This is a genomic window from Nocardia spongicola, from assembly GCF_047200775.1.
In the GTDB taxonomy this organism is placed as follows: domain Bacteria; phylum Actinomycetota; class Actinomycetes; order Mycobacteriales; family Mycobacteriaceae; genus Nocardia.
This window is the reverse complement of sequence record NZ_JBJZOO010000022.1, coordinates 25413-50118: the sequence shown is the minus strand read 5'-3', so window position 1 is coordinate 50118 and position 24706 is coordinate 25413. Positions and strand designations below refer to the sequence as shown.

At 64.9% G+C, this 24706-nt stretch carries 24 protein-coding genes; 21 read left to right on the top strand and 3 right to left on the bottom strand.

Features of this window, described 5'->3' with window-relative positions; genetic code table 11:
• Positions 1-23 precede the first annotated feature (23 nt).
• Positions 24-758: an SDR family NAD(P)-dependent oxidoreductase gene (locus tag ACL02S_RS22595; RefSeq protein WP_412804489.1), complete on the bottom strand. Its 735-nt coding sequence runs from the start codon at positions 756-758 to the stop codon at positions 24-26.
• A 73-nt stretch (positions 759-831) separates the two neighbouring features.
• On the opposite strand from ACL02S_RS22595, the gene ACL02S_RS22590 reads away from it, so the two are divergent.
• From ACL02S_RS22590 to ACL02S_RS22555, 8 genes are all read left to right on the top strand, one after another.
• The gene (locus tag ACL02S_RS22590; RefSeq protein ID WP_412804488.1) at positions 832-1653 is read left to right on the top strand and encodes an alpha/beta fold hydrolase; all 822 of its coding nucleotides are present in this window, start codon (positions 832-834) and stop codon (positions 1651-1653) included.
• Between the two features lie 77 nt (positions 1654-1730).
• Positions 1731-3176, top strand: a complete 1446-nt coding sequence (gene mshA / locus ACL02S_RS22585; RefSeq protein WP_412804487.1) for a D-inositol-3-phosphate glycosyltransferase — start codon at positions 1731-1733, stop codon at positions 3174-3176.
• Entirely contained in the window at positions 3173-3676 is a 504-nt protein-coding gene (locus ACL02S_RS22580) for a type III secretion system chaperone family protein (RefSeq protein ID WP_412804486.1), read from the top strand. Before mshA ends, ACL02S_RS22580 begins: the two co-directional genes overlap by 4 nt.
• Positions 3677-3781: 105 nt before the next feature.
• Positions 3782-4681: an ROK family protein gene (locus tag ACL02S_RS22575; RefSeq protein WP_412804485.1), complete on the top strand. Its 900-nt coding sequence runs from the start codon at positions 3782-3784 to the stop codon at positions 4679-4681.
• A 75-nt stretch (positions 4682-4756) separates the two neighbouring features.
• Complete coding sequence (locus ACL02S_RS22570; protein ID WP_412804484.1) at positions 4757-5494, top strand: phosphoglyceromutase; 738 nt, start codon at positions 4757-4759, stop codon at positions 5492-5494.
• Positions 5495-5817: 323 nt separating this feature from the next.
• On the top strand, positions 5818-7878 hold the full coding sequence (locus ACL02S_RS22565; protein WP_412804483.1) for a CocE/NonD family hydrolase: 2061 nt from the start codon (positions 5818-5820) through the stop codon (positions 7876-7878).
• A gap of 288 nt (positions 7879-8166) precedes the next feature.
• The gene (locus tag ACL02S_RS22560; protein WP_412804482.1) at positions 8167-9396 is read left to right on the top strand and encodes a sensor histidine kinase; all 1230 of its coding nucleotides are present in this window, start codon (positions 8167-8169) and stop codon (positions 9394-9396) included.
• Positions 9393-10082, top strand: coding sequence for a response regulator (locus tag ACL02S_RS22555; RefSeq protein ID WP_412804481.1), 690 nt, complete (start codon positions 9393-9395; stop codon positions 10080-10082). Before ACL02S_RS22560 ends, ACL02S_RS22555 begins: the two co-directional genes overlap by 4 nt.
• 25 nt (positions 10083-10107) lie before the next feature.
• Here the strand turns inward: ACL02S_RS22555 and ACL02S_RS22550 are convergent, their stop codons facing one another.
• Positions 10108-10980, bottom strand: a complete 873-nt coding sequence (locus ACL02S_RS22550) for a DUF3109 family protein (RefSeq protein WP_412804480.1) — start codon at positions 10978-10980, stop codon at positions 10108-10110.
• 65 nt (positions 10981-11045) lie between these two features.
• Between ACL02S_RS22550 and ACL02S_RS22545 the strand changes: the two genes are divergently transcribed.
• The 9 genes from ACL02S_RS22545 to ACL02S_RS22505 all read left to right on the top strand — a co-directional run bounded on the left by ACL02S_RS22545 (position 11046) and on the right by ACL02S_RS22505 (position 19398).
• The gene (locus ACL02S_RS22545) at positions 11046-12077 is read left to right on the top strand and encodes a Ppx/GppA family phosphatase (protein WP_412804479.1); all 1032 of its coding nucleotides are present in this window, start codon (positions 11046-11048) and stop codon (positions 12075-12077) included.
• Positions 12074-13423: an Rv0497 family membrane protein gene (locus tag ACL02S_RS22540; protein ID WP_412804478.1), complete on the top strand. Its 1350-nt coding sequence runs from the start codon at positions 12074-12076 to the stop codon at positions 13421-13423. Before ACL02S_RS22545 ends, ACL02S_RS22540 begins: the two co-directional genes overlap by 4 nt.
• 100 nt (positions 13424-13523) lie before the next feature.
• Entirely contained in the window at positions 13524-14441 is a 918-nt protein-coding gene (locus tag ACL02S_RS22535) for a sugar phosphate isomerase/epimerase family protein (protein WP_412804506.1), read from the top strand.
• A 144-nt stretch (positions 14442-14585) separates the two neighbouring features.
• A complete protein-coding gene (locus ACL02S_RS22530; protein ID WP_412804477.1) occupies positions 14586-15488 on the top strand; it encodes a thioesterase family protein in 903 nt (300 codons plus the stop codon).
• Between the two features lie 27 nt (positions 15489-15515).
• Complete coding sequence (gene proC, locus ACL02S_RS22525; protein WP_412804476.1) at positions 15516-16334, top strand: pyrroline-5-carboxylate reductase; 819 nt, start codon at positions 15516-15518, stop codon at positions 16332-16334.
• 148 nt (positions 16335-16482) lie between these two features.
• Positions 16483-16782: a helix-turn-helix domain-containing protein gene (locus tag ACL02S_RS22520; protein WP_412804475.1), complete on the top strand. Its 300-nt coding sequence runs from the start codon at positions 16483-16485 to the stop codon at positions 16780-16782.
• A gap of 227 nt (positions 16783-17009) precedes the next feature.
• Positions 17010-17111 (top strand): 30S ribosomal protein bS22, encoded by a 102-nt coding sequence (locus ACL02S_RS22515; protein WP_003402602.1) that lies wholly within the window; start codon positions 17010-17012, stop codon positions 17109-17111.
• A 209-nt stretch (positions 17112-17320) separates the two neighbouring features.
• Entirely contained in the window at positions 17321-18394 is a 1074-nt protein-coding gene (locus tag ACL02S_RS22510; protein WP_412804474.1) for an NAD-dependent epimerase/dehydratase family protein, read from the top strand.
• Entirely contained in the window at positions 18391-19398 is a 1008-nt protein-coding gene (locus ACL02S_RS22505; RefSeq protein WP_412804473.1) for a lysophospholipid acyltransferase family protein, read from the top strand. Before ACL02S_RS22510 ends, ACL02S_RS22505 begins: the two co-directional genes overlap by 4 nt.
• A 255-nt stretch (positions 19399-19653) precedes the next feature.
• On the opposite strand, the gene ACL02S_RS22500 is transcribed toward ACL02S_RS22505, so the two are convergent.
• Positions 19654-20601 (bottom strand): HAD family hydrolase, encoded by a 948-nt coding sequence (locus tag ACL02S_RS22500; RefSeq protein WP_412804505.1) that lies wholly within the window; start codon positions 20599-20601, stop codon positions 19654-19656.
• 223 nt (positions 20602-20824) lie between these two features.
• Here ACL02S_RS22500 and ACL02S_RS22495 point away from each other — a divergent pair, with 223 nt between their 5' ends.
• From ACL02S_RS22495 to hemC, 4 genes are all read left to right on the top strand, one after another.
• On the top strand, positions 20825-21085 hold the full coding sequence (locus ACL02S_RS22495) for a glutaredoxin family protein (protein ID WP_412804472.1): 261 nt from the start codon (positions 20825-20827) through the stop codon (positions 21083-21085).
• Positions 21086-21336: 251 nt separating this feature from the next.
• A complete protein-coding gene (locus ACL02S_RS22490; protein ID WP_412804471.1) occupies positions 21337-22152 on the top strand; it encodes a redox-sensing transcriptional repressor Rex in 816 nt (271 codons plus the stop codon).
• Positions 22149-23594: a glutamyl-tRNA reductase gene (locus ACL02S_RS22485; RefSeq protein ID WP_412804470.1), complete on the top strand. Its 1446-nt coding sequence runs from the start codon at positions 22149-22151 to the stop codon at positions 23592-23594. Before ACL02S_RS22490 ends, ACL02S_RS22485 begins: the two co-directional genes overlap by 4 nt.
• Positions 23591-24646: a hydroxymethylbilane synthase gene (gene hemC / locus ACL02S_RS22480; RefSeq protein WP_412804469.1), complete on the top strand. Its 1056-nt coding sequence runs from the start codon at positions 23591-23593 to the stop codon at positions 24644-24646. Before ACL02S_RS22485 ends, hemC begins: the two co-directional genes overlap by 4 nt.
• Positions 24647-24706: the final 60 nt, after the last annotated feature.

Here is a 24706-nt window from a genome sequence, read left to right as displayed (position 1 = left end):
GTGCTCGGACCGGTCGAGAGTGGCTAGCCGCGCCGGGCGAATCGGGACGCAGCCGCCTGATCGCGCGGTTGGATGATGATCTGGTCCAGGTTGACATGCGCGGGCCGGGACGCCACGAAGCCGACTACTTCCGCGATGTCCTCGGCGACCAGCGGGTCGATGCCCTCGTACACCTTCGCCGCCCGTTCGGCATCGCCGCCGAAGCGAACCAGGGAGAACTCGGTTTCCACTGCCCCCGGTGCGATTTCGGTCAATCGCACCGGCTTTCCCAGCAGCTCGCCGCGCAGCGTGCGGTGCAACACCGCTTGTGCGTGTTTGGCCGAGGTGTAGCCGGAGCCGTTGTCATAGGCACTGAACGCGGCGACCGACGTGATGGTGACGATCAATCCGTCTCCGGAGGCGATCAACGCGGGCAGCAGGGCTTTGGTGACGCGCAGGGTGCCGAGCACATTGGTTTCCCACATCCAGCGCCAGTCGTCCAGGTCTGCCTCGGTGACCGGAGCCAGGCCCTTGGCGCCGCCCGCGTTGTTGACCAGTACGTCGGCGCGTTCGATCGCCTCGGTGAACGAGCGCACCGACTCATCCGAGGTGACATCGAGTTCCAGTGCGGTGCCGCCGATTTCGTCGGCAAGACGACGAAGGCGGTCGAGCCTGCGCGCACCGACATACACGTGGTAGCCCTGTGCGGCCAGTTCCCTGGCGGTGGCTTCCCCGATACCCGAGCTGGCTCCGGTGACGACGGCGATACGAGTGCTCATGGCCTCGATCGTAGGTGTGCGGTTTCTGTCGCATCCGAGAGCTATCACGCTACGTCCGGTTAGCCTGATCGGCATGGCTATTCGGGATGTGGTCAGCGCGGACGGTACGACCATCGTTTATCAGGTGAGCGGCAAGGCCGACGCGAGGCCGCTGGTACTGCTGCACGGCTGGTCGGCGAATCTGCGCTGCTGGGGAGCCGCCGCCGATGACTTCGCCACGCGCTTCCGGGTGATCGCGATCGACCTGCGCGGCCACGGTTACTCGGACGCGCCTGCCGCGGGGTACGACGATCCGAAGAACTGGGCCGCCGACGTCGAGGCGGTGCTGACCGCGGAGGGCATCACATCGGGCGCGCTGTTACTCGGCTGGTCTTATGGCGGGATCGTATTGTCGGACTATCTGACTGCGTGCGGCACCGGTGCGGTCGCAGGCGTGGTCTATACCGGCTCGATGGCGAATATCGGCCCCCATATGCCTGGCGCGGCGACCGGAAGCTTGATGCAGGCGGCGATTCCTGGTGTCTTCGCCGAGAGCGCGGGCCACGCGGTACGCGCCTTCAGCGTATTCGGCAACGCCAACACCGGACCGGGTCCGGATAAAGGGCCGGATGCGCAGCGCCTGTTCGGGGTGAGCCTCGCCACTGCGCCCTCGGTGCGCAAGGCGCTGTTCTACCGGAGCGTCGACAACACCGACATGCTGCGCGCACTGGATATCCCGGTGCTGGTCTTGCACGGCACCGCCGACCGGGTCGTCCCGGTCGAGAACGGCCGCTACATCGCCGATATCGCCCCGAACGCGCACGCCTCGTTCTGGGAAGGCGCTCAGCACGGTTTGTTCATCGAGGATCGTTCCCGGTTCGTCGCCGAGGTGAGTGCGTTCGCCGAGCGTCTGTGATCTGCCGCACTTCTGCAATGTGATAGCCCTCACTCGATCAGGTCGGGGTGTCTGGGTCCGGTAAGTCGCCATGCACTATGGAGTGCGTGAGTCAGCGCCTGGATCTGCGGCCGAACCGTATTGCCGTGTTATCGGTGCACACCTCACCACTGGCCCAGCCGGGAACCGGCGATGCGGGTGGCATGAATGTCTACATCGTGCAAACGGCTATCGAGCTGGCTCGCCGTGGTATCGAGGTGGAGATTTTCACTCGGGCCACCGCCTCGGACATCCCCCCGGTACAGGAGGCGGCGCCCGGCGTGCTGGTGCGCAATGTGGTGGCCGGTCCGTTCGAAGGGTTGGACAAGTACGACCTGCCGACCCAGCTGTGCCCGTTCGCGGCGGAAGTGTTACGACAAGAAGCCAGGCAGTCTCCCGGTTACTACGATTTGGTGCATTCGCATTACTGGCTGTCCGGCCAGGTCGGCTGGCTGGCCAGGGACCGCTGGCGGGTTCCGCTTGTGCATACGGCCCATACGCTGGCGGCGGTGAAGAACGCCGCCCTGGCCGATGGCGATAGTCCTGAACCGGTGACCAGGGAGATCGGTGAGAAACAAGTGATCACCGAGGCCGATCGGCTGGTTGCCAACACCGCGGAGGAAGCGGGCCAGCTGGTCGGGCTCTATGGCGCTGCCGCTGAGCGCATCGATGTTGTACCACCCGGTGCGGACCTGGCCCGCTACTGTCCCGGAGACAAGAGCGCGGCGCGCGCGGCACTCGGTGTGCCTGCCGGTGAGCAGATCGTCGCATTCGTCGGCCGTATCCAGCCGCTGAAGGCGCCCGATGTGCTGATCCGCGCTGCCGCCGAGGTCGTGCGTATGGATCCGGCGAGCACACTGCGCGTGCTGATCGTCGGAGGTCCATCAGGTAGCGGGCTACAGCGCCCCGACGCATTGATCGAGCTGGCCGCCGAGCTCGGCATCACCGAGCGGGTCAGCTTTCTCCCTCCGCAGCCACCGCAGCGGCTGGCCTTGGTCTATCGTGCCGCCGATCTGGTCGCGGTACCGAGCTATAGCGAGTCCTTCGGGCTGGTCGCGATCGAAGCGCAGGCCAGCGGCACACCGGTGATCGCGGCCGAGGTCGGTGGGCTCGGCACGGCCGTGCGGCACGAGGTCTCTGGTCTGCTCGTACCCGGACATCGGATTACGGACTGGGCGAGCGCGCTGCGTTATCTGCTCGCCGATTCCGACCGGCTGTCTCGGATGAGCGAAAATGCCGTCGAGCATGCCGGGAACTTCTCCTGGGCGCATACCGCCGATGGGTTGGTTGCCAGTTACCGCGCGGCGCTGACCGGTTATCGCGAGGATCATAGGGGACTCGGCGGATACGGTCTCGCGCGCAGCCCGGTGCGCGCCGATGCTTACGGCGCTGTCTCCGGAGAACGCACTAATCTGGCTGAAGAACGGGCTGCCGATCTCCTCGGCGAGAGCAGCCAGGTCAGATCGCGGGCGCTGTGGCGGCGCCGGATGGGAGTACGCCGGTGAACGAGGCGCAGGCAACCGCGCACCTCATTGACGCGACGCTGCGGGAACGCGAGATCGAGTACACCAAACCCGGTGAGACGACTTTTGTCGTCGTTCTGCCCGGTGAGCGGAAGTTGCAGACCACGGTGATGCTCACGGTGGGTAAGCATGGGGTCAGGGTCGAATCGTTCGTCTGTCGTAAGCCGGACGAGAACTTCGAGGGTGTCTACAAGTACCTGCTTCGCCGTAATCGCAAGCTCTACGCGGTTGCCTACACTCTGGATCGGGTCGGCGATATCTACTTGGTCGGCAGGATGGCCGCTCATGCGGTCACCGCGGATGAGCTGGACCGGGTATTCGGTCAGATTCTCGAGGCCGTCGACGCCGATTTCAACGTGCTATTGGAATTGGGTTTCGCCGAATCCATTCGGCGAGAATGGAAATGGCGGATCTCGCGTGGCGAGTCGTTGCAGAATCTGCGTGCCTTCGAGCATTTGGTCGATTCCGCCGACGGATCGTGAACCGGGCGGAGGGGCCCGCCCGCTCGGTCCTGGTCCGGTGTGTGGATCGCTGTCGCTGCCGGTGATGCCGACCCCGATGACCCGGAGTGGTGGAGGAGTACGGCAGTGACGGTGCTCGCTGTGGACATCGGTGCGACGAAGTTCGCGGCTGGTGTGGTGCACCCCGGTCCGGTGGTTGGTGATGTGCGCCGCGTCGAGGTGCCTTCGGCCGGGGTGTGGGAGGCCTGCCGGAAGCTGCTGCTGGAGGTTGCCGGGGCAGAGCCGGTCACCGCGATCGGTATCGGTGCGGCCGGACCGGTGGATATACGTACCGGGGTCACCGGACCGTTGAATATCCCCGAGTGGAAATCGGGTTTCCCGATTGTCTCCGCCGTGCGGGAAGTATTTCCCTCCGCCGCGATTCGTTTCGCTGTCGACGGTGCCTGTCTCGCATTGGCCGAACAGCGTGTCGGAGCATTGCGCGGGGTATCGGACGCGCTCGCCATGACCGTGTCATCGGGTATCGGCGGTGGGCTCATCGCAGGCGGTGTTGTGCTGTTGGGGCGCACCGGGAATGCCGGGCATATCGGGCATATTGTCGTGCCGGGCTGGGATACTCCCTGTGCGTGCGGTGGTACCGGGTGCGTCGAGGCGGTCGCAGGCGGTATGGCGTCGGTGCGGTGGGCGCGTGCGCAGGGCTGGTCCGGTACCACCGGTGCGCAATTGGCCGAGGCCGCCGAGCGGGGGGAGGAGATCGCCGTCGCCGCCCTGCATCGGGCGGGCACCGCGCTCGGCACGGCAATCGCTTCCGCCGCGGCCTTGCTCGACATCGACAGGGTGGTGATCGGCGGTGGCTTCGCGCAATCCGGTGCGCCGCTGTGGGATCCGTTGCTTGCCGCGGTGCGCGAGCATGCTCGGCTCGGATTTCTGCGGCAGCTTGGCGTTGAGCAGTCCGGGATCACGCACGGTGCCACCCTGGTCGGTGCCGGCGTGCTCGCCACGGACGAAACGGTGCGCTCGGTGTAGCGCTGCGGGGAGCGAGCAGGTCCGGTAGCGGGAACCGCTGAGCTCCGGTCGAGGCCGCATGGAAGGATGGCGAGTATGACGTACACCCTCGTGCTGCTGCGCCACGGCGAAAGCGAATGGAACGCTCTGAACCTGTTCACCGGCTGGGTGGACGTGCACCTGACCGATAAGGGCATCGCCGAGGGCAAGCGCGCTGGGGAGTTGCTGGCCGAGCACGGCATTCTGCCGGATATCGTGTACACCTCGCTGCTGCGTCGCGCGATCTCCACGGCGAACATCGCATTGGATGCGGCGGACCGGCACTGGATTCCCGTGGTCCGTGACTGGCGGCTCAATGAGCGGCACTACGGCGAATTGCAGGGCAAGAACAAGGCGCAGATCCGGGACAAGTACGGCGAAGATCAGTTCATGCTGTGGCGCCGCAGCTATGACACCCCGCCGCCGTCGATCGACCCGACCAACGAGTACAGCCAGGAAGGCGACCCGCGCTACGCGGGTATCGAGGTCCCGGAGACCGAGTGCCTGCTCGATGTGGTGAACCGGATGGTCCCGTACTGGGAATCGACCATCTCCAAGGATCTGCTGTCCGGGCGGACGGTGCTGGTCGCCGCGCACGGCAATTCGCTGCGCGCGCTGGTCAAGCATCTCGACCAGATCTCCGATGAAGATATCGCCGGCCTGAACATCCCCACCGGTATCCCGCTGCGTTACGAGCTCGACGAGAATCTCCGTCCGGTGCGGCCGCGTGAATACCTCGACCCGGAAGCGGCCGCCGCGGGTGCCGCCGCTGTCGCCGGGCAGGGTGGTAAGTAGCCGTCGGTAAACGATCTCACCGCGCCGTCGCCCCTGTGGGTGGCGGCGCGGTGTTTTCCGGTCCTGCGCATCGCGCGATATGACACATGCGATATGACATATATCGTCCTGCGATATGCCCTATGCGACTACGGATTGATATTCGCGATTACTACCACTGCACGGTGCAATAATTCTGTGGATCGGTGTGCCGTGATCGACCTGACCAGCTCGCTGGATATGCACAGGGGAATGAAGTGCAGTTGATGTTACCCATTGTTCTAGTCCGGGGTCGGATATGTACACTCGGCTGACCCGAACAGCCGAGAGGTGGATCACGTCCGATGAAGCACGCGTTGCGGTTCGTGGTGGCGGTGGTGGCCATCACGGTGCTTGCCCCCTTTTTCACCGGTGGTGCCGTGGCCGCACCGCTGCCGACCGGCCCTGATGGTGGTGCCGCAGGCGCGGCGTGGGCGGCGACACACGACGCCCCGCAGGAGTATCCGAACATCCACATCCAGTGGGACGTCCCCATCACGATGAGTGACGGCACCGTCTTGAAGGGCAATATCTATCGGCCCGCGGATGTCTCCGGCCTGCCGATAGCCACTCCGACACCGACGATCGTCAATCTCACGCCCTATACCAAGCTGGTGTCGAATCTGTCCGATCACGCGCAGGCCGTTCCCGGCCTGTCCGACGCGCTGCTCGAGGCGTTCCGGCAGAACGATTTGAGCGGTACCCCGCTGTCCGGTGTCACCGACCTGACCAAGGCGTTCGGCGGTGGCGAGTTGCGCAGTTTCTCCGTCGACCGCCAGTTGATCAAGAGCGGTTACACCCAGATGGTCGTCGATGTGCGCGGTACCGGGTTCTCGCAGGGCACCTGGGATATGTTGCGCGGGCGCGAGCAGCAGGACACCGTCGAGGTGATCGAGTGGGCGGCACGGCAGCCATGGTCCAACGGGCGCGTCGGCATGAGCGGAATCTCTTACTCCGGGATCAACCAGGTGCAGGCGGCTCAGAAGCGTCCGCCCGCGCTGGAAGCGATCTTCCCGATCGTGCCGGGTGACGATCTGGTCAACGATGTGCTGGTACCCGGCGGTGGCTTCGGCCTCACCTTCATTCCGGTGTGGCTCACCGCGGTCAACGGGCTCAAGCACATTCCCGATCTGGCCTCGATCCTGAACGGGCAGCTCGACACCACGCTGCTGGCCGATCGCGCGCGAGACCCATGGACCTATATGGACGTTCTGCTCAATGTCTTGTCCACCGTGCGGATGGAGGATCTCCATCCGCAAGCCAAGCAGTTGCTCACCGACAGTTCCCAGTCACGTAAGGACTGGCTCGGGGATCCGAGCCTGATCCAGGTACCGACCTTCATCACCGGCGGATGGCACGATCTGTTCGCCTATTCGCAATCGAAGATCTACAACGAGATTCCGTTGCCCGCGGGGCAGAAGCAGTTGCTTATGGGCAATACCTATCACCTCAACTCGGGTAATGAGTACGGCAAACCGGGATTGCCGCCGCGGTTGGACATCCTGCAGCGAGCGTGGTTCGACAAGTGGCTCAAGGACATCGATAACGGTATCGAGCAGTATGGTCCGATCACATTGCGCCAGCAGGGCGGTGGCTGGATCACCACCGATTCCTTCGCTGCCCCTGGAGGCGAAACAGGGCCGGGACAGGCGGAGCATCGCAGGATGTACCTGTCGGCGGCGCCGAGTGGTACCGCGGCGCACAGCGTCTACGACGGCACACTCAGCCCGCAGGCCCCTGGTGAGCTCGCGCGCCTGACCGTCGCACCGGGGGTGAGCGGTCTGTGTTCCAATGACGCCGCGCAGGGCAGCGGCGGTGTGCTGTCGGTGATCGATGGCTGCGCCAAGGACTCGAGGATCCAGGAACTGAACGGCCTGACCTTCACCAGCGCTCCGGTGGCCGAGCCGACCACGATCTCGGGTCAGATCGCGGTGCGGCTGAACACCGTTCAGGATGCCGTCGACGGGTACTGGTCGGTCACCGTGAACGATGTCGCGCCGGACGGACAGTCGACGGTGCTGTCGTCCGGGCAGCTCATGGCCTCGCTGCGTGAGATCGATGACACCAAGAGCAGTAAGTCGGCCAATGGCGACTACACCGATCCGCGTCCGTTCACCTCGCTGGACCGGCGACAGCTGACGGTCCCTGGAGAGGCGACCACACTGGATATCGCGCTGCCTGCCACGGAGGCGATCCTGAAGCCGGGCCATCGGCTGCGCGTGGATGTATACGCGGGCAATTTCCCCAAGGGGTTGCCGATCCTTCCGATGCTCGTCGACACCGGCCTGCGGCCCCAGCACCTGCAGCTGGATCCGAACCGGCCGAGTTTCGTCAATATCCCGGTGCGCGGAAATCCGGGCTGGTAGCCCAAAGGCGTGGTCCAGGCGTGTGCCGCGTACTTTCCGCTGTCTCGGTGGCGGAGGTGGTACGGGCACACGCCGTGCCTGGTCGGTTGCCAGGCATGCTGTGCTATAGCGGGATGCTTATAGCGGGATAGCGAATACAGTGGATGGCACACCGGCACCTCCGATGCGGCACGGCGATATCGAACATTGCGTGAACATGTGGCCAACGGGGTCGGAAGGCGTTGTGACCTGCGCGGAACTTTATGCACCCGGAGTCGGTCGGTCGGTCGGCGACCGTACGATTCAAGTGTGAGTGTTCCGCAGGCCGTGCTGTTCGCAGTCCTCGCGGCTGTTGTCGGCTTGGCGGTAGGCGGATTGCTGATCCCGTATATGAATGCCAGGCAGGCCGCACGGCGGCAGGCCGAGTCGGGCCTCACCACCTCGCAGGTGCTCGATCTGATCGTGCTCGCTTCGGAAAGCGGGATCGCGGTCGTCGACGAGTATCGCGATGTAGTGCTGGCCAATCCTCGTGCGGAAGAGCTCGGTCTGGTCCGCGAACGCCTGCTCGACGAGCGTGCCTGGGCGGCGGTGGAGAAAGCCAGGGCTACCGGTGAGTCCGCCGAATTCGATCTCACTGCCAAGAACCCGGTGCCAGGCCGCGGCCGTATCGCCGTGCGGGGTATCGCCAGGCAGTTGTCGCGTGAAGAAACCACCTTCACCGTGCTGTTCGCCGACGACGATTCCGAGCAGGCTCGGATGGAGGCCACCCGGCGGGATTTCGTCGCCAATGTCAGCCATGAGCTCAAAACACCGGTCGGTGCGATGAGCCTGCTGGCCGAGGCGTTGCTGGAATCGGCGGAGGACCCGGAGGCCGTGCGTCATTTCGGACAGCGGGTGCTCGGCGAATCACGTCGGCTCGGGAAGATGGTGACCGAACTCATCGCGCTCTCGCGCCTACAGGGTGCGGAGAAGCTGCCCGAGCTCGAAGTGGTGGACGTGGACACTGTGGTGGCACAGGCGGTCGACCGGTCGCGTACCGCTGCCGAAGCCGTGGGTATCACGGTCAGCACCGACCGCCCGAGCGGGCTTGAGGTGCTCGGTGACGAAACCCTGCTGATCACCGCGTTATCCAATCTGGTTGAGAACGCGATCGCCTACTCACCACGCGGCTCGCATGTGTCGGTGAGCCGATCGCTGCGCGGCGAGCAGGTCGCGATGGCGGTCACCGATCGTGGTATCGGCATCGCCAAGGAAGATCAGGAGCGGGTATTCGAGCGGTTCTTCCGCTCCGATAAGGCGCGCTCGCGGGCTACCGGAGGCACCGGGCTCGGCCTGGCTATCGTCAAGCACGTCGCCGCCAATCACAACGGGGAAATCACCCTGTGGAGCAAGCTCGGTACCGGATCGACATTCACATTGCGCATACCCGCGCACCACGAAGCAAGCGCTGAGGACAGCGGTGCTGTGGTGCGCACGAAAGAAACCAGCCCGCGCCCCCTTGGCCCGGGCCGACCGAATGGTGTGGAGGCACGCAGATGACCAGTGTTCTGATCGTCGAGGATGAGGAGTCGTTGGCCGATCCGCTTGCGTTCCTGCTGCGTAAAGAGGGTTTCGAGGTCACGGTGGTCGGTGACGGGCCATCGGCGCTCGCCGAGTTCGACAGGTCCGGTGCGGATATCGTCTTGCTCGACCTCATGCTGCCCGGTATGAGCGGTACCGATGTGTGTAAGCAACTACGCACCCGCAGTGGCGTTCCGGTGATCATGGTCACCGCGCGTGACAGTGAGATCGACAAGGTGGTCGGCCTGGAACTCGGTGCTGACGACTATGTCACCAAACCGTATTCCGCGCGGGAGCTCATCGCGCGTATCCGCGCGGTACTGCGCCGCGGTGCCGGCGACGAATTGGACGGCGCCGGCGAAAATGGGGTGCTGGAAGCCGGTCCGGTCCGGATGGACGTCGATCGGCATACCGTCATGGTGAACGGCAAGTCGGTGACCCTGCCGCTCAAAGAATTCGATCTGCTCGAATACCTGTTGCGCAATTCCGGGCGGGTACTCACCCGCGGTCAGTTGATCGATCGGGTGTGGGGTGCCGACTATGTCGGTGATACCAAAACCTTGGATGTGCACGTCAAGCGGCTGCGCTCGAAGATAGAGGCGGATCCGGCCAAACCGGAGCATCTGGTTACCGTTCGCGGTCTCGGCTACAAACTGGAGGCATGACCGCCGCCTGTCGGTGGGTGAACCATCAGGTGGGCGGGTCGGTGGGGGTACGCATCCGCTCGGCATGCACAGTGGCGGGGTGGATGGCGATGAGGCCGAGCCCAGCACGGCGTTCGCAGTGCCTGGCCAGCTCGGCATAGGCGGGTGCGCCGAGTAGTTCGGTCAGTTCCGGCGCGTAGGTCTGCCAGACCGGCTTGCTGCCGACGTGCGCATCGGGGGAGCCGGAGCAGTACCAGTCCAGGTCGGCTCCGCCGGGACCCCAACCGCGACGGTCGTATTCGGTGATCACGGTGCGCAGGATCTCCACGCCGTCGGGCCGGTCCACCCATTCCTGGGTACGCCGGATCGGTAGTTGCCAGCACACATCCGGCTTCACCTCCAGCGGTTCGATACCACGGCGCAGCGCCATGGTGTGCAATGCGCAGCCGACACCGCCCGCGAAGCCGGGACGGTTGAGGAAGATGCAGGCACCGTCTACACGGCGGGTGCGAAGCGCGGGTTCGTCGTCCAGCTCATCGGATTCCAGATAGCCCTTTTTGGTGATTTTGCCCTCCGCATCGGTGGCCTCGTCCATGAGCTGCCAATCCTTGGGTGTGAGCATTTTCACAGCACGTTGTAGTCGCTTGCGATCATCGTCATCGGAGAGGAACGCACCGTGTGAGCAGCAACCGTCCGCCGGGCGGTCGGACAGGATGCCTTGACAGGCCGGTGTGCCGAATACACACGTCCATCTCGATAAAAGCCAGGTCAGATCGGCGACGATGAGATGCTCATCGTTTGCGGGATCGAGAAATTCGATCCATTCGCGAGGAAAGTCGGGATCGACCTCGGGGGCTGGAACAAGCTTTCCCGCTGGTATGGGCCTGGCCGGGCCGTTCGCGGATGCGCCTACCGTCACAGTTGAGGACGCTAACAGTTCGGTCGCCTGGGCTGAAGTGCCACGGCACCCAGTACCGTATTGATGTGCGGCTTGGGGTACTGGATGTCGGAAGCAATACGGTCCATCTGCTGGTGGTGGATGCGCATCGCGGTGGTCACCCCTTGCCTATGAGTTCCACGAAGGCCACGCTCCGGCTTTCGGAGAACATCGACGAAGCCGGTCGTATCACCGAGGCGGGCGCGCGGCGGCTGATCGACACCGTCGCCGAATTCGCCAGCATCGCCGAGACCTCCCGTTGTGTCGAGCTGATGCCGTTCGCCACCTCGGCGCTGCGTGAGGCGACCAATTCCGATGCGGTCCTCGCCGAGGTGCGCAAGTCGACCGGTGTCGACTTGCAGGTGCTTTCCGGCGTCGACGAGGCGCGGCTGACGTTCCTCGCGGTGCGCCGATGGTTCGGTTGGAGTGCGGGCCGCATTCTCGATCTGGATATCGGTGGCGGATCGCTGGAAATGAGCAATGGCGGTGACGAAGAACCCGACGTAGCGCTTTCGCTGCAACTCGGCGCCGGTCGGCTGACGCGGGAGTGGTTGCGTGAGGACCCGCCTGGTAAGCGCCGGGTGGCCGTGCTGCGCGATTGGCTCGACGCCGAGCTGGTGGTTCCGGCGAAAAAGTTGATCGAGCCGGGCAGGCCTGATCTGGCTGTCGGTACCTCGAAGACATTTCGTTCACTCGCGCGGTTGACCGGCGCCGCGCCTTCGGGGGCGGGGCTGCGGGTACGTCGCACACTCACCAGTTCCAGTCTGCGCCAACTGATTGCGTTCATCTCACGGATGACGGCGGCCGACCGTGCAGAATTGGAAGGCGTAAGTTCCGATCGGTCACAGCAATTGGTGGCCGGTGCACTGGTCGCGGAGGCGAGTATGCGGGCGCTGTCGCTGGATACCTTGGAGATCTGTCCGTGGGCGCTGCGCGAGGGGCTCATTCTGCGCAAACTGGATACCGAGATGAATGGTGGACCCGAAGCGACCTGCTCAGCGGAGCCCGAGGCCGGAGAGGGCACACAGGCAGGCGGTAGCACACGATTGTCGGGCTCGATCGGGACGGTGTCGTCATGAGCGAGGATTCCAAACAACTATCGGTGGCGGAGCTGCTGGCGCGTAACGGCAGGCAGGGGGGCGCGGCGACCAGCGGGGGCAGGCGCCGCCGCAATGGACGGGGTATCTCCGTCGCCGAATTGACCGGCGATCTGCCGATCGTCCGGGAGAACGGTCATTCCGCGCATGCCGCGCCGGATTCCGAGGCGGAAGAGCCCGCGTATCCGGCGCCCGCGCCCGATCCGTCTGCTCCTGAACCGGTTTCCATCACGCCGGAGCCGTCGTCCTACGGTGGTGCCGAGCTGCCACCGCCTTCCGGCGGTAGACGCAGGCGAGCCGAGCCCGCTGTCGTGGACGCGGAAGTCGTGGACCAGGAAGCCGCAGAGGCACGCCGCCTGCACGAGATCGAGCCGCTCGGCCAGGGGGGGATATCCGGCCCCGCTACTGTCGGCTCGGGCACTGACAGTGACGAGGGACGCGCTGATCCCGGTGCAGGTGGGCCGGAGCGCGAGCCTCCGCTCCGGCTTTCCGAGTACATCGGTATTCGGGGTGGTCGTGCGGCCAGGCGCAGAGCCGCTGAGGCGGCGGCTGAGGAATCCGGCCCGTCCACTGCGGCGTGGACACCGGCTACCGGCGATGACGATGCTCCTGATCCGGAAACACCGCTCGGCCGGGAATCCGGCGTTGCCACCGATATCGAGCAGCGGGCGCCCGGGAGATCGTCTCGGCGCAACGGTACAGGTGGGGACGGTCTTCCTGCCTGGTCCGCTCGACGAAACCAGAACTGGGAACCGTCACGTGATATGGCACAGGTATCCGGCGGTATTCCGACCGCCGCGTTATCCCTGGCCAGCCAGGATCAGCAACTGGTCTCCGGTCAGACGGTTGCGGGCGACTTGTTGCGCGACGGTGTCGAGCGGGCTGAGCGTGCCGGGGGGAGTGGTGGTGAGCGCGATGGCAGATCTTCCCCTGCCGATATCACGGAAGCCGACGGTGCCACCGATGTGCACGAGCCGATCGAAGCGGATGACGAGCAGCGGCCTGGGCCTGCCCGTGCGGTATCGTCGCGCCGGTCGCGTGCGACGAAGAAGTCGGCCGACGATGCCAACCGGCGTCAGTGGTTGATCCTGGGTGGTCAGAGTGTCGGTGCGGCCATCGCTGGGATGTTGCTGTTCAAGGGGTTCGAGCGTATGTGGGAGGTGCTTCCCTTGGGAGCGCTGGCCTTGGCGACGATCGTAATTCTCGGTTTGGTGGCTCTCGTTCGAATTCTGCGTAGGACCGACGACATCCTCAGCATTGTGATCGCCGTCGTCGTGGGCACCTTTGTCACGTTGGGGCCGCTAGCCTTTCTTCTCAGTACGAGCTGAGCAGGGAGCGGTTGTGGGGAATATCAGGCAGGCGAGCGAGACCGGGCAACAGTACGCACCCGGTCCAGGGGCGCGGCAGGGAACTGTCGCATCGAGTGCCCTGGGTGGGGCGATCAAACGCAAGCCCATCCAGGTCGGCCTGTCCACCGCGTCGGTGTATCCACAGAATGCCGAGGCCGCGTTCTACTATGCGGCCGAGCTCGGCTATGACGGTGTCGAACTGATGGTGTGGGCCGAACCGGCCAGCCAGAGCATCGACGCAGTACAGGCTTATTCCCGTAAGTACGGTGTTCCGGTGCTCGCGGTACACGCGCCGTGTCTGCTCATCTCGCAGCGGGTGTGGGGCGCGGACCCGGTTGCCAAGCTCGCGCGCAGTGTGCGCACCGCGGAGGCGCTCGGTGCGCACACCGTAGTGGTGCATCCACCGTTCCGCTGGCAGCGTCGCTATGCGGCGGGGTTCGTCGCGCAGGTCGCCGAACTGGAAGAGACCAGCCCGGTGATCGTCGCGGTGGAGAATATGTTCCCGATGCGCGCGGACACACTGTTCGGCCGAGGGGGCGGAGCGGTGCGAAGACTGGAACGGCGCGGTGGCCCCGGCCCCGCGCTCACGGCGTTCAGCCCGTCCTACGATCCGACCGACACCGGTTTCCGGCACTACACTCTCGATCTGTCGCATACGGCTACCGCGGGTGCCGATCCGCTGGCTATGGCGGCCCGTATGGGTTCGGGTCTGGCGCATCTGCACTTGGCCGACGGTCGCGGTGCCGCCCATGACGAGCACCTCGTTCCCGGTACGGGCACTCAGCCCTGTGCGCAGGTGTGTGCGCATCTGGTCCGCACGGGCTTCTCCGGCCAGGCGGTGGCAGAGATCAACACCCAGAACGCGCGTACCGTCGGAGAGCGGGCGGCCATGCTGCACCAGACGCTGATCTTCGCGCGCAGGCACTTGGATACTTCCCCTGCCCCAGCGTCGGCACCTCCCGACCAGGGTCGAGTCCCGGCCGATCCGCCGATGTGACTCTCATCCCATCCCGGATAGGGAGAACTGATTCTCCGATTCTCGCTGTTGTACGTTGTACGAATTCTGGTCGCCGATCTGTGACCGGAGCTGTGCGAGACCCCGCAACCCCATCGGCGCGGTCCATGGAGGACAGGAGTGAGGATGACGACGGAGCTGGCAGCCGACTTAGGCCCTGCGCTAACCATCGATGCGCCGTTCAGCCGAGTATGTGCGTTGACCGAGCTGCAGGCGGCAAACCAGGACATCGGCCGTTACGCGGGTGTTATCGACGAGATCTGGACCGTCGGAACGAAGGTGCACGGCGGCACTATGGTCGCGGCGAGTGCGGCAGCGGCGACCAAGTGGTTGCGGTCCCGCGATCCGGCTCTGGCCGAAATGGCCCCACTTGCCGCGAGTTCCGATTTCCTCGGTGCGCCCAACCCCGGTGCGGTGGTGTATGAGGTGCACATCCGTAAGGTAGGTCGCCAGATCTGTCTTGCCGATACCGAACTCATTCAGGACGGGCGTGTGTTGGTGCGCACGGCGTTCACTTTCGGTCGGCTGGACGACACCGATCCGATGTATGTGGCGGAAGGCCCTGATATGCCGGTGCAGCCGCCTGCCGATGCGATCGGTTATGAGCCGGGTTCACCGATGGGCGAGGCGGTGCACGTGGGTCGCGGCGCTGAGGTCTATCTCGACCGTGCGTGGGCTCGCTTCGCCGAAGGTGAGCAGGGGCAGCCGCGTCTGCGGATGTGGATGCGTCCGCGACCCGGTGACGAGCAGGATTCCGACGTCGCCATGTTCTTCGCGATGATGTGTGCCGATATGAGTCCGCCGGTACCGTTCAATCTCGGTCGCTTGGGTTGGGCGCCCACGGTGCAGATGACCACCTATTTGCGGCGCAGGCCCGCACCGGGCTGGCTGCGGATCATCGCTACCGCGAATGAGGTCGGTGACCGCATGTTCGACGAGGACCAGCTGGTGCTCGATTCCAGCGGGGCCATTGTCGCACAGAGCCGTCAGCTGGGCTTGGTTCCCCAGGTTCCCCAGCGCGGTAGGTGAGCCGCGCGCCGTCTAGCCTTGAGGCCCATGACGAGAATTGCGGTGATCGGTGGCGGTCGTATCGGGGAGGCGTTGATCGCCGGGCTGCTGGAGTCCGGGTGGATGACCAAGGATTTGGTCATTGTGGAGACGCACCGGGAGCGGGCAGATCTGATCGTCGATCGTTTCGGTATCCGGGTTACCGATGATGTGGCCGATGCGGTTGTCGGCGCGGATTTGCTGGTGATCGCGGTGAAGCCGGGTGATGTGGACGGTGTGCTCACTGCGCTCGGCAAAGCCGAGTTGAGCAGTGATCGCGATCAAGTGCTGGTCTCTCTGGCTGCCGGGGTGTCCACCTCCCGGCTGGAGAGCAAACTGCCCGCAGGCTTCCCCGTGGTACGGGGGATGTCGAATACGCCGATGCTGGTAGGCCAGGGCATGAACGTGATCGCACCAGGTCGTTACGCGCGGGAGCAACATCTGGAATTGGTGACCGAGGTGCTCGGTGCGGTGGGCAAGGTAACGGCCGTCGTGGAGACCCAGATGGACGCGGTCACCGCGGTATCCGGGTCGGGGCCCGCGTATTTCTTCCTGGTCGCCGAGGCCATGGCGGATGCGGGTGTCGGGCTCGGGCTACCGAGGGATGTCGCCACCGAACTCGTGGTGCAGACCATGATCGGCTCGGCGGCGTTACTGGATAGTTCCGGCCAGTCCGCGGCGGATCTGCGCGCCGCGGTCACCTCGCCTGCGGGTACTACCGCGGCCGCGCTGCGCGAACTGGAGCGCGGTGGATTGCGCTCGTTGTTCTTGGAAGCACTGCACGCGGCTAAACAGAGGTCGGTCGAGCAGGGCAATTCAGCCGAGTGATCGGTCCGTTTCCGCTGGGAAACGCTGATTTCTCACTCTCGTCGCAGTAACACCACTGGTCCCGCTAAGCTGCAAGGAGCACGTGCGTGTCTGTTCCGCCGGTGGGGAAGCCGGCGGCGCGGACGTGCCGGAGGTCGATGGTGCAATGATGTCTTCGATGTCTTCGAACAAGATGTCTGCAGATTCCGGCGGCTCCGGACCCGCGGGTGACCCGGGGAATCCCCGGGTACAGCGGGAGGCGGTGTCGCAGGGGCAACCTGTGCTCGGTGGTGGTACCCAGTTCCTCACCGTCGCGGAAGTGGCGACTCTGATGCGGGTATCCAAGATGACGGTATATCGCCTCGTGCATTCGGGTGAGTTGCCCGCTGTGCGAGTCGGTCGATCGTTCCGGGTGCATGCCAAGGCGGTGCACGACTATCTGGAAGCGTCCTATTTCGACGCCGGTTGAGGCGGTTTCGGGACCAGAGCGGAGTGCCGGTACGATAGCTCCTCGGTTCGTGCTCGCCCGCCGGCGGCATCGCTGTTGGTTGCCCGGTGGTATCCGGCGGCGCGGACACGGGGCGTGAAGCTTGCCGAGCAACCCCGGCCGTCCGGCCGGGGATCTCGGTGGACGGACGTCCGGCAATCGCGCACGGTGAGCGTGCGCGCCGAGTAGAGAGAACGCGAGGACACCCTATGGGTTCTGTGATCAAGAAGCGCCGCAAGCGCATGTCGAAGAAGAAGCATCGTAAGCTGCTTCGCCGCACGCGTGTTCAGCGTCGCAAACTCGGCAAGTAAATCATCGCTGCGCGGTAGCCGAAAGGGTCCGTCACCAATTGGTGACGGACCCTTTTTTGTGAAATTTCAAATTTTGAAATCTTCCGCTCAATCACGTGACTGAAGTCATCGTTAGATCCTGGTTAATAATCCCGGTGATCGGGTAGACAACCGCTACGCTAGGGGCTGGGAATAAACGCTCTGGCGGCTGGCAACGGGAAGCGGGTGCCGTGGTTTCTGAGGGTCGGGAAGGGCATGTGCCGAGGGTCGTACTGGTCACTGGAGCCAGCAGATACTTCGGCGGCACAGTTGTCTCTCGGCTGGCCCAGGATCCCGGGATCGAACGCATTCTCGCCGTAGATACGATGACGCCGGGCAGGGAGGCGTTGCGGCGCATAGGTCGTGCCGAGTTCGTCCGCGCGGATATCCGAAACCCATTGATTCGTAAAGTAATCGATGGTGGTGGCGTGGATACCGTGGTGCATGCGGCGGTGATGTCGCGTCCACCTGCCGGTGGCGGACGGACGGTGATGAAGGATCACAACGTCCTCGGTGCGATGCAGCTGTTCGCGGTGTGTCAGAAGGCGCCATCGGTGCGGCGAGTCGTGCTGCGTTCCTCATCGGCGGTATATGGGTGCAGTGCGAAGGACCCCGCGAAATTCAGCGAGGAAATGAGCGCACGCAGGCCGCCGCGTGGCGGGTTCGCCCACGATATGATCGAGATCGAGGGTTATGTTCGAGGGCTCGCCCGGAGGCGTCCCGATATCGCCACGTCAATTCTCCGATTCGCTCCGATCGTGGGGCCTCGATTGGCCGCACACGGAACGCAATATTTCGGTTGGCCGATAGCACCCACCGTATTCGGCCGGGACGCCCGGATACAGCTGCTGCACGAAGAAGACGCGGTAGCGGCCTTGACCGCGGCGGCACAGACCGCGGCGAGCGGCACGTACAACATCGCGGGCGACGGCGCGCTGACACTGTCGCAAGCGGTCAGGCGGGCGGGCCGGATCGAATTACCACTGCCCTTCACGCTGTTCCGTACCGCGGGGCGGCTGCTGATGGGCCCGGTGATGCACCAGTTCTCCACAGAGCAACTCGACTATTTCCACTTCGGTTGTGGCCTCGACACCACACGGATGCGTGCCGAACTCGGGTTCGAGCCACGCTGGACAACGGTGCAGGCGTTCGACGATTTCATCGGGGGCGCAGCGTTGCGGCCCGTGGTCGATCCCGCATGGATCGACGCCGCAGAACACAAACTGCTCGGCCTGCTCGGGGCCGGTACGGGAGCACATCAATGAGTGACGTAGCAAAGGTCATCCAACTGCACGACTCCCAGCTAGAGGCGCGCCATCGGCCCGCCCAGCGGAGCTTGCCCACCCCGAGACCGGTGACATCGCTCCTGGAGCGACGGGCAGCGGTGGAGCCATCCCCACCGCCGTCGCTGTCGGAAATGGTGCGCGGTGCGCTGGGCAAACGGATCAGCAAGACCGCCGATTTCGCACGGCGCAGGCTCGCAGGCGATTACCAAGTCGATGAGTTCGGTTTCGACGAACATTTCCTCTCCTCGGTTTTCCTGCCCGCACTGCGCCCGCTGTCAGATCTGTGGTTCCGGGTGGAGGTCAACGGGATGGAGAACATCCCGGAAACAGGCGGGGCCCTCATCGTGTCGAACCACGCGGGCACCGTGCCGATGGATGGCTTGATGCTGCAAGTGGCCGTGCACGACCGCCACCCCAAAGAACGCTTGGTGCGCTTGCTCGCCGCCGACCTGATGTTCGAGGTGCCGGTACTCGGCGTACTGGCCCGCCGGGCCGGACACACTCTGGCCTGCCCGGAAGACGCCGAGCGACTGTTGCGCTCCGGTGAGCTGACCGGCGTGTTCCCCGAAGGCTTCAAAGGCGTCGGCAAAAAGTACACCGACCGCTACAAACTGCAGCGTTTCGGCCGCGGCGGTTTCGTTGCCGCGGCGGTACGTACCGGCGTACCGATCATCCCGTGCTCCATCGTCGGCTCCGAGGAGATCTACCCGAAGCTCGCCGACATCAAGCCGCTGGCCCGACTACTCGGGATGCCGTACTTTCCGGTGACGCCGCTGTTCCCGCATCTCGGCGCGCTCGGGGCGCTGCCGCTGCCCTCGAAGTGGTACATCGAGTTCGGTGCCCCCATCCAGACCAACGCCTACGAACCGGAAGCGGCCGATGACCCGATGACCATGTTCGAGGTCACCGACCAGGTGCGCGAAACCATCCAGCAGACGCTCTACAAACTGCTCACCAAGCGCCGCAACGTTTTCATGGGTTGAGCTGTGTTGTCGGCCGCGCGGGCGCGGCGGGTTCGCGGCCCCTGGAGGGCTTGCGTCCGAGCGGCCGAGACTCGCGCCTGCGGCGCATGCGCTTCGGCCGCTCGGACGCAAGCCGGGCCGCGAACGCGCTCGTAAGACTCGCGCTGGGCGGGGCTGGATGGGTGGGGATCGGGTGGTTTTGTTTCGGGTGAGCGTTGTTGTGGTTGGACTTTGTCTCGGTTGGGGCCCTGTTTTGGTTGGGCGCTGTTTCGGCGGTTAGGCGCTGTCGCGGTGGCGGGTGACTGCGGCGGCGACGGCGCCGCCTGCCGCGCCTAGGGCGAGGGCGGTAGGTACGCCGATTTTGGCTGCTTTGCGTCCGGTGCGGAAGTCGCGGATCTCCCAGCCGCGATTCTTGGCTACTTCACGGAGATCCGAATCCGGATTGATCGCCACCGCGGTACCGACCAGCGAAAGCATCGGCACATCGTTGTGGCTGTCGGAATACGCGGTGCATCGCCTGAGGTTCAGGCCTTCGCGAATCGCGAGTGTGCGCACCGCGTGTGCTTTGCCTAGGCCGTGCAGGATGTCGCCTACCAAGCGGCCGGTGAATTTCCCGTCCGTGCTCTCGGCGACGGTGCCGAGCGCGCCGGTCAACCCGAGCCGCTTGGCGATCACCTGGGCCAGCTCTACTGGTGTCGCGGTCACCAGCCATACTTGCTGGCCCGCGTCCAGGTGCATCTGCGCCAGTGCACGGGTGCCCGGCCAGATTTTATCGGCGATGATCTCGTCGTAGATTTCCTCGCCGAGCGCGGCCAACTCGGCGGTCGAGCGCCCAGCGATGAATGCCAGTGCTTTTTCTTTGCCGCTGGCCATATCGGTGCTGCTCTCTCTGCCGGTGACCCGGAACTTCACTTGTTTCCAGGCGACATCCAGCAGATCGGAGGTCTTGAAGTACTTACGCGCAGCCAGGCCGCGGGCGAAATGCACGATCGACGCACCCTGCACCATGGTGTTGTCCACATCGAAGAATGCCGCAGCGGTCAGATCTCGTGGTATTTCCGGGTACGTGGTATCCGGTTCGCCCGCAGCCAGTTCCGCGTCGTGCAGCGTCAGCGCGGCATCCGCGCTCGCCTCACCGGCCAGGTTGGCGCGTAATTCCTCTTCGCTCGGGCCGAAAGGACTACGCGAGATGCGGGCGAGCTGGTCCTGCAGCCCCTGGCCCATCTGGCTCAGGTTCCATCGCACCGGAAACTCACCGAAGCGTCCTGCGATGAATCCGGTTCTCACCAACTTCGATCGTTCCGGCACCCGTACCTCCGCCCTTCGCACGAACCATGTCAACACTAGTCGGATCGGGTGGCAGTCACCGCATAAGTCGGTGTGCGACACAACTGTGTGCGGGGTACCGGCTCGCGGAGAGGGTCTGGACCTCGATGTAATATCCGCCATGACCACTCCCACGCATTCGGTGATATTGCTTACTCGGGCGGGCTGCGGCCTATGCGCGACGGCGCTGGAGCAGCTGCGCGTAATCTGCGCGGAATTCGGTATCGAACCGGGGACCATCGATGTCGATGTCGCCGCCGCGACCGACCCTGGCCTGCGCGCGGAGTACGGCGATCGGCTTCCTGTCGTCCTGTTGGACGGTCGTGAGCACAGCTATTTCGATGTCGATGAACGACGATTGCGCGCGGATCTGCTGCACTGAGCGGCGCTGCGGCATGCTTATCTCGGCGCGGGTTGGTCGCTGTGCTGGTCGCGGCGGAAAATGAGGCCAATTTCACCGACTTTGTGCAGGGCTTCACAAGCAGTTACGGTGGTGGCACGCGACCCGCACGCCGAGGCCTGCGGGTCCGCCCCGAAATCCGAAACTTCGACACTACGGCACCGGTCCGCCCCGGGTCAGTGGGTCGAGCGACGAACCGGTTGCCCGAAAGGCCGGGACGAGGAGCCGAAGACGTGACAGAGCAGCATGAGGCGCCGAGTGGCGTCTCCGGCAGGGCTCTGCAGAAGGAAATCCCGCAGGCCACGGTCGCGCGACTGGCTACCTATCTTCGTGTCCTCGCTGTATTGGCCGATGACGATGTTGCCATCGTATCGAGCGAGGAACTGGCTGTCGCGGCGGGTGTCAATTCGGCGAAATTACGCAAGGACTTGTCGTTCCTCGGCCCCAACGGCGTTCGTGGCGTCGGTTATGACGTGGCCAAGTTGCGCTCTCGTATCGAGAGTGTGCTCGGTCTGGCGCAGGGACATCGTGTGGTGCTGGTCGGTGCGGGAAATCTGGGCCGGGCGCTGGTCGGCTACGGCGGGTTTCGACGGCGCGGTTTCACCGTGGTCGGCATGTTCGACAGCCACCCCGAAGTCATCGGTATGCCGGTCGCCGGTCTTGTGGTGCGTGCTGTCGCCGAGCTGGCCGCCGCGGTCGCCGAGTTGAAGCCGACCATCGCGGTCATCGCTGTTCCGGAAGCCGCGGCCCAAGAAGTATGCGACCGGCTCGTCGCCGCCGGATTGCAATCTATTCTGAGCTTCGCCCCGTGTGAGTTGATCGCGCCGGCGACGGTCGAGGTGCGTCGGGTGGATCTGGCTGTCGAAATGCAGATGCTGTCGTTCGAGCGGGTACGCAATGCGGAGCAGGCGCCACTGCCGGAGGTCGCGCACGCTGGGCCTGGTCACATCGCCCACTGTCTGCCCGCGCCGCATCCGGCGCTCCAGAACTCGGCGACTTCGCATACGGCAACGGAGCCAAGTAGCAAGGGATCGGTGGTTACACCATGAGTGTTCTCCTCGTCGGCATATCGCACCGCAGCGCTCCGGTATCGGTGCTGGAGAAAGTAGCCATCACCGATACCGATAGGCCGAAGCTGATCGATCGCTTACTCGCCTCGGGCCGGGTGTCCGAAGCCATGATCGTTTCCACCTGCAACCGGGTGGAGATCTACGCGGTGGTCGACGCCTTCCACGGTGGTCTCGCCGAGATCAGCGATCTGCTGACCAAGCACTCCCAGCTGCCATTGGCCGAGCTGACCAAGCACGCCTACGTCCGTTATTCCGAGGCCGCTACCGAGCATCTGTTCGCGGTGGCCAGCGGTCTGGACTCGATGGTGATCGGCGAGCAGCAGGTGCTCAGCCAGATCCGTGGCGCCTACGCCGCCGCCGATGCACAGCAGGCGGTCGGACGAACCTTGCACGAGCTGGCGCAGCACGCATTGCGGGTCGGTAAGCGAGTGCATGCCGAAACCGGTATCGATCGCGCGGGTGCCTCGGTGGTGTCGGTAGCACTGGATCGGGCACAGCAGGTGCTCGGGCCATTGGCAGGCCGGACTGCCGCGGTGGTCGGCGCTGGTGCGATGGGTGGCCTTGCGGTCGCGCATCTTTCGCGCGCCGGGATCGAGCGGATCATCGTGGTGAACCGCACCATCGAGCGGGCACACCGGCTCGCCGAGACCGCGGGCACCTATGGCGTCACATCGGATGCGAGGGAATTGTCCAGGCTCACCCAGGCATTGGCGGAAGCCGATGTGGTGGTCACCTGCACCGGTGCTGTCGGTGCGGTCATTACCCTCGCCGACACCTATCGCGCGCTCACCGAACGCGAGCGCGACAAGGAATCCGCCGCGGTGGAAAGACCTCTGGTGTTCTGCGATCTTGGCCTGCCCCGTGATGTCGAGCACACGGTGGCCGGACTCCCCGGTGTCGCGCTCGTCGATATCGAGACACTGCAGCGTGATCCCGCGGCGGGCGCCGCGGCCACCGATACCGTGGCCGCTCGTTCGATCATCGCCGAAGAGCTGACCAAATACTTTGCCGGCCAGCGGATGGCTGAGGTCACTCCGACGGTCGCCGCGCTGCGACAGCGGGCGGCCGAGGTGGTCGAGGCGGAATTGCTCCGCCTGGATTCGCGGCTACCCGGGCTCGCCGATCCGGAACGTGACGAGGTGGCGCGCACGGTGCGCCGAGTGGTCGACAAGCTGCTGCACGCACCGACGGTACGGGTCAAACAGCTGGCGTCCACACCGGGTGGCGACAGTTATGCCGAGGCATTGCGCGAGCTGTTCGAATTGAAACCTGGTGCCGCGCAAGCGGTGGCCGCACCGATGGAGCTCACCGCGCTCAGCGGCGAGCATGCCGAAATCGTATCGGCCGACGGAAAAAAGATCACGCTGGCCGACGATTTCACCGTGGGACACCGCGGCGAGGAACAGGGGCAGACAACATGACCATGGTGTACCGAGCAGGCGAAGCGGCTACCGATGGGACGCGCTCGCCGTGGCGAATCGGCACCAGGGGGAGTCTGCTAGCGCTGACCCAGGCGGGTACGGTGCGGGATGCGCTGATCGCGGCGGGGCACCCGGCCGAGCTGGTCATCGTCAAATCCGCCGGTGATCTGTCCGCGGACCCCGTGCAGAAGATCGGCGTCGGTGTGTTCACCACCGCGTTGCGCGATGAGCTGGCCGCTGGTGCCATCGATATCGCGGTGCACTCCTACAAGGATCTGCCGACTGCGCCGGACCCACGCTTCACCATCGCCGCTATCCCGGCAAGGGAAGATCCGCGGGATGCCTTGGTCGCGCGCGACGGCGCGGTGCTCGGTGAATTGCCGGTAGGCGCCAAGATCGGCACCTCGGCGCCGCGTCGGATGGCGCAGTTACGGGCGCTCGGTCTCGGTCTGGATGTCGTCCCGCTGCGCGGCAACCTGGATACCCGGATACGCAAGGTCCACGAGGGAGAACTGGACGCCGTTGTGGTGGCCAGGGCCGGTTTGGCTCGTATCGAGCGGTTGGACGAGGTTACCGAGGCGCTGGAACCGGTGCAGATGCTGCCCGCTCCTGCCCAAGGTGCGCTAGCGGTGGAATGTCGTAGCGATGACGCTGCCCTTGTGCAGATCTTGGCCGGCTTGGACGATCCGGTTGCCCGAGCGACGGTACTGGCCGAGCGGTCACTGCTGGCCGAGCTGGAGGCAGGCTGTACCGCTCCGATCGGTGCGCTCGCTGAGGTGGTCGAGTCGCTCGACGACGAAGGGCGAGTCGTGGATGAGCTATCGCTGCGGGCGTGTGCGGCAGCCATCGACGGATCCGATGTCTTGCGTGCTTCGGTGATCGGCGCCCCCGCGGACGCGGCGGAACTCGGTCGTTCGCTGGCCCGTGAGTTACTCGACCTGGGCGCACGCGAGCTACTCGTCATCGAACCGGACGATGGTTCACCCAGCGAGGCGACGACTTCGCCCGCGACAGACTCGACCAATCCCAGTCCAATGGAGAACAGCCAATGAGCGAGCGCATCGAGCGAACCACAGGCGCCAAGCCTTCGGACCTGCCCGAGCCGGGCGCTA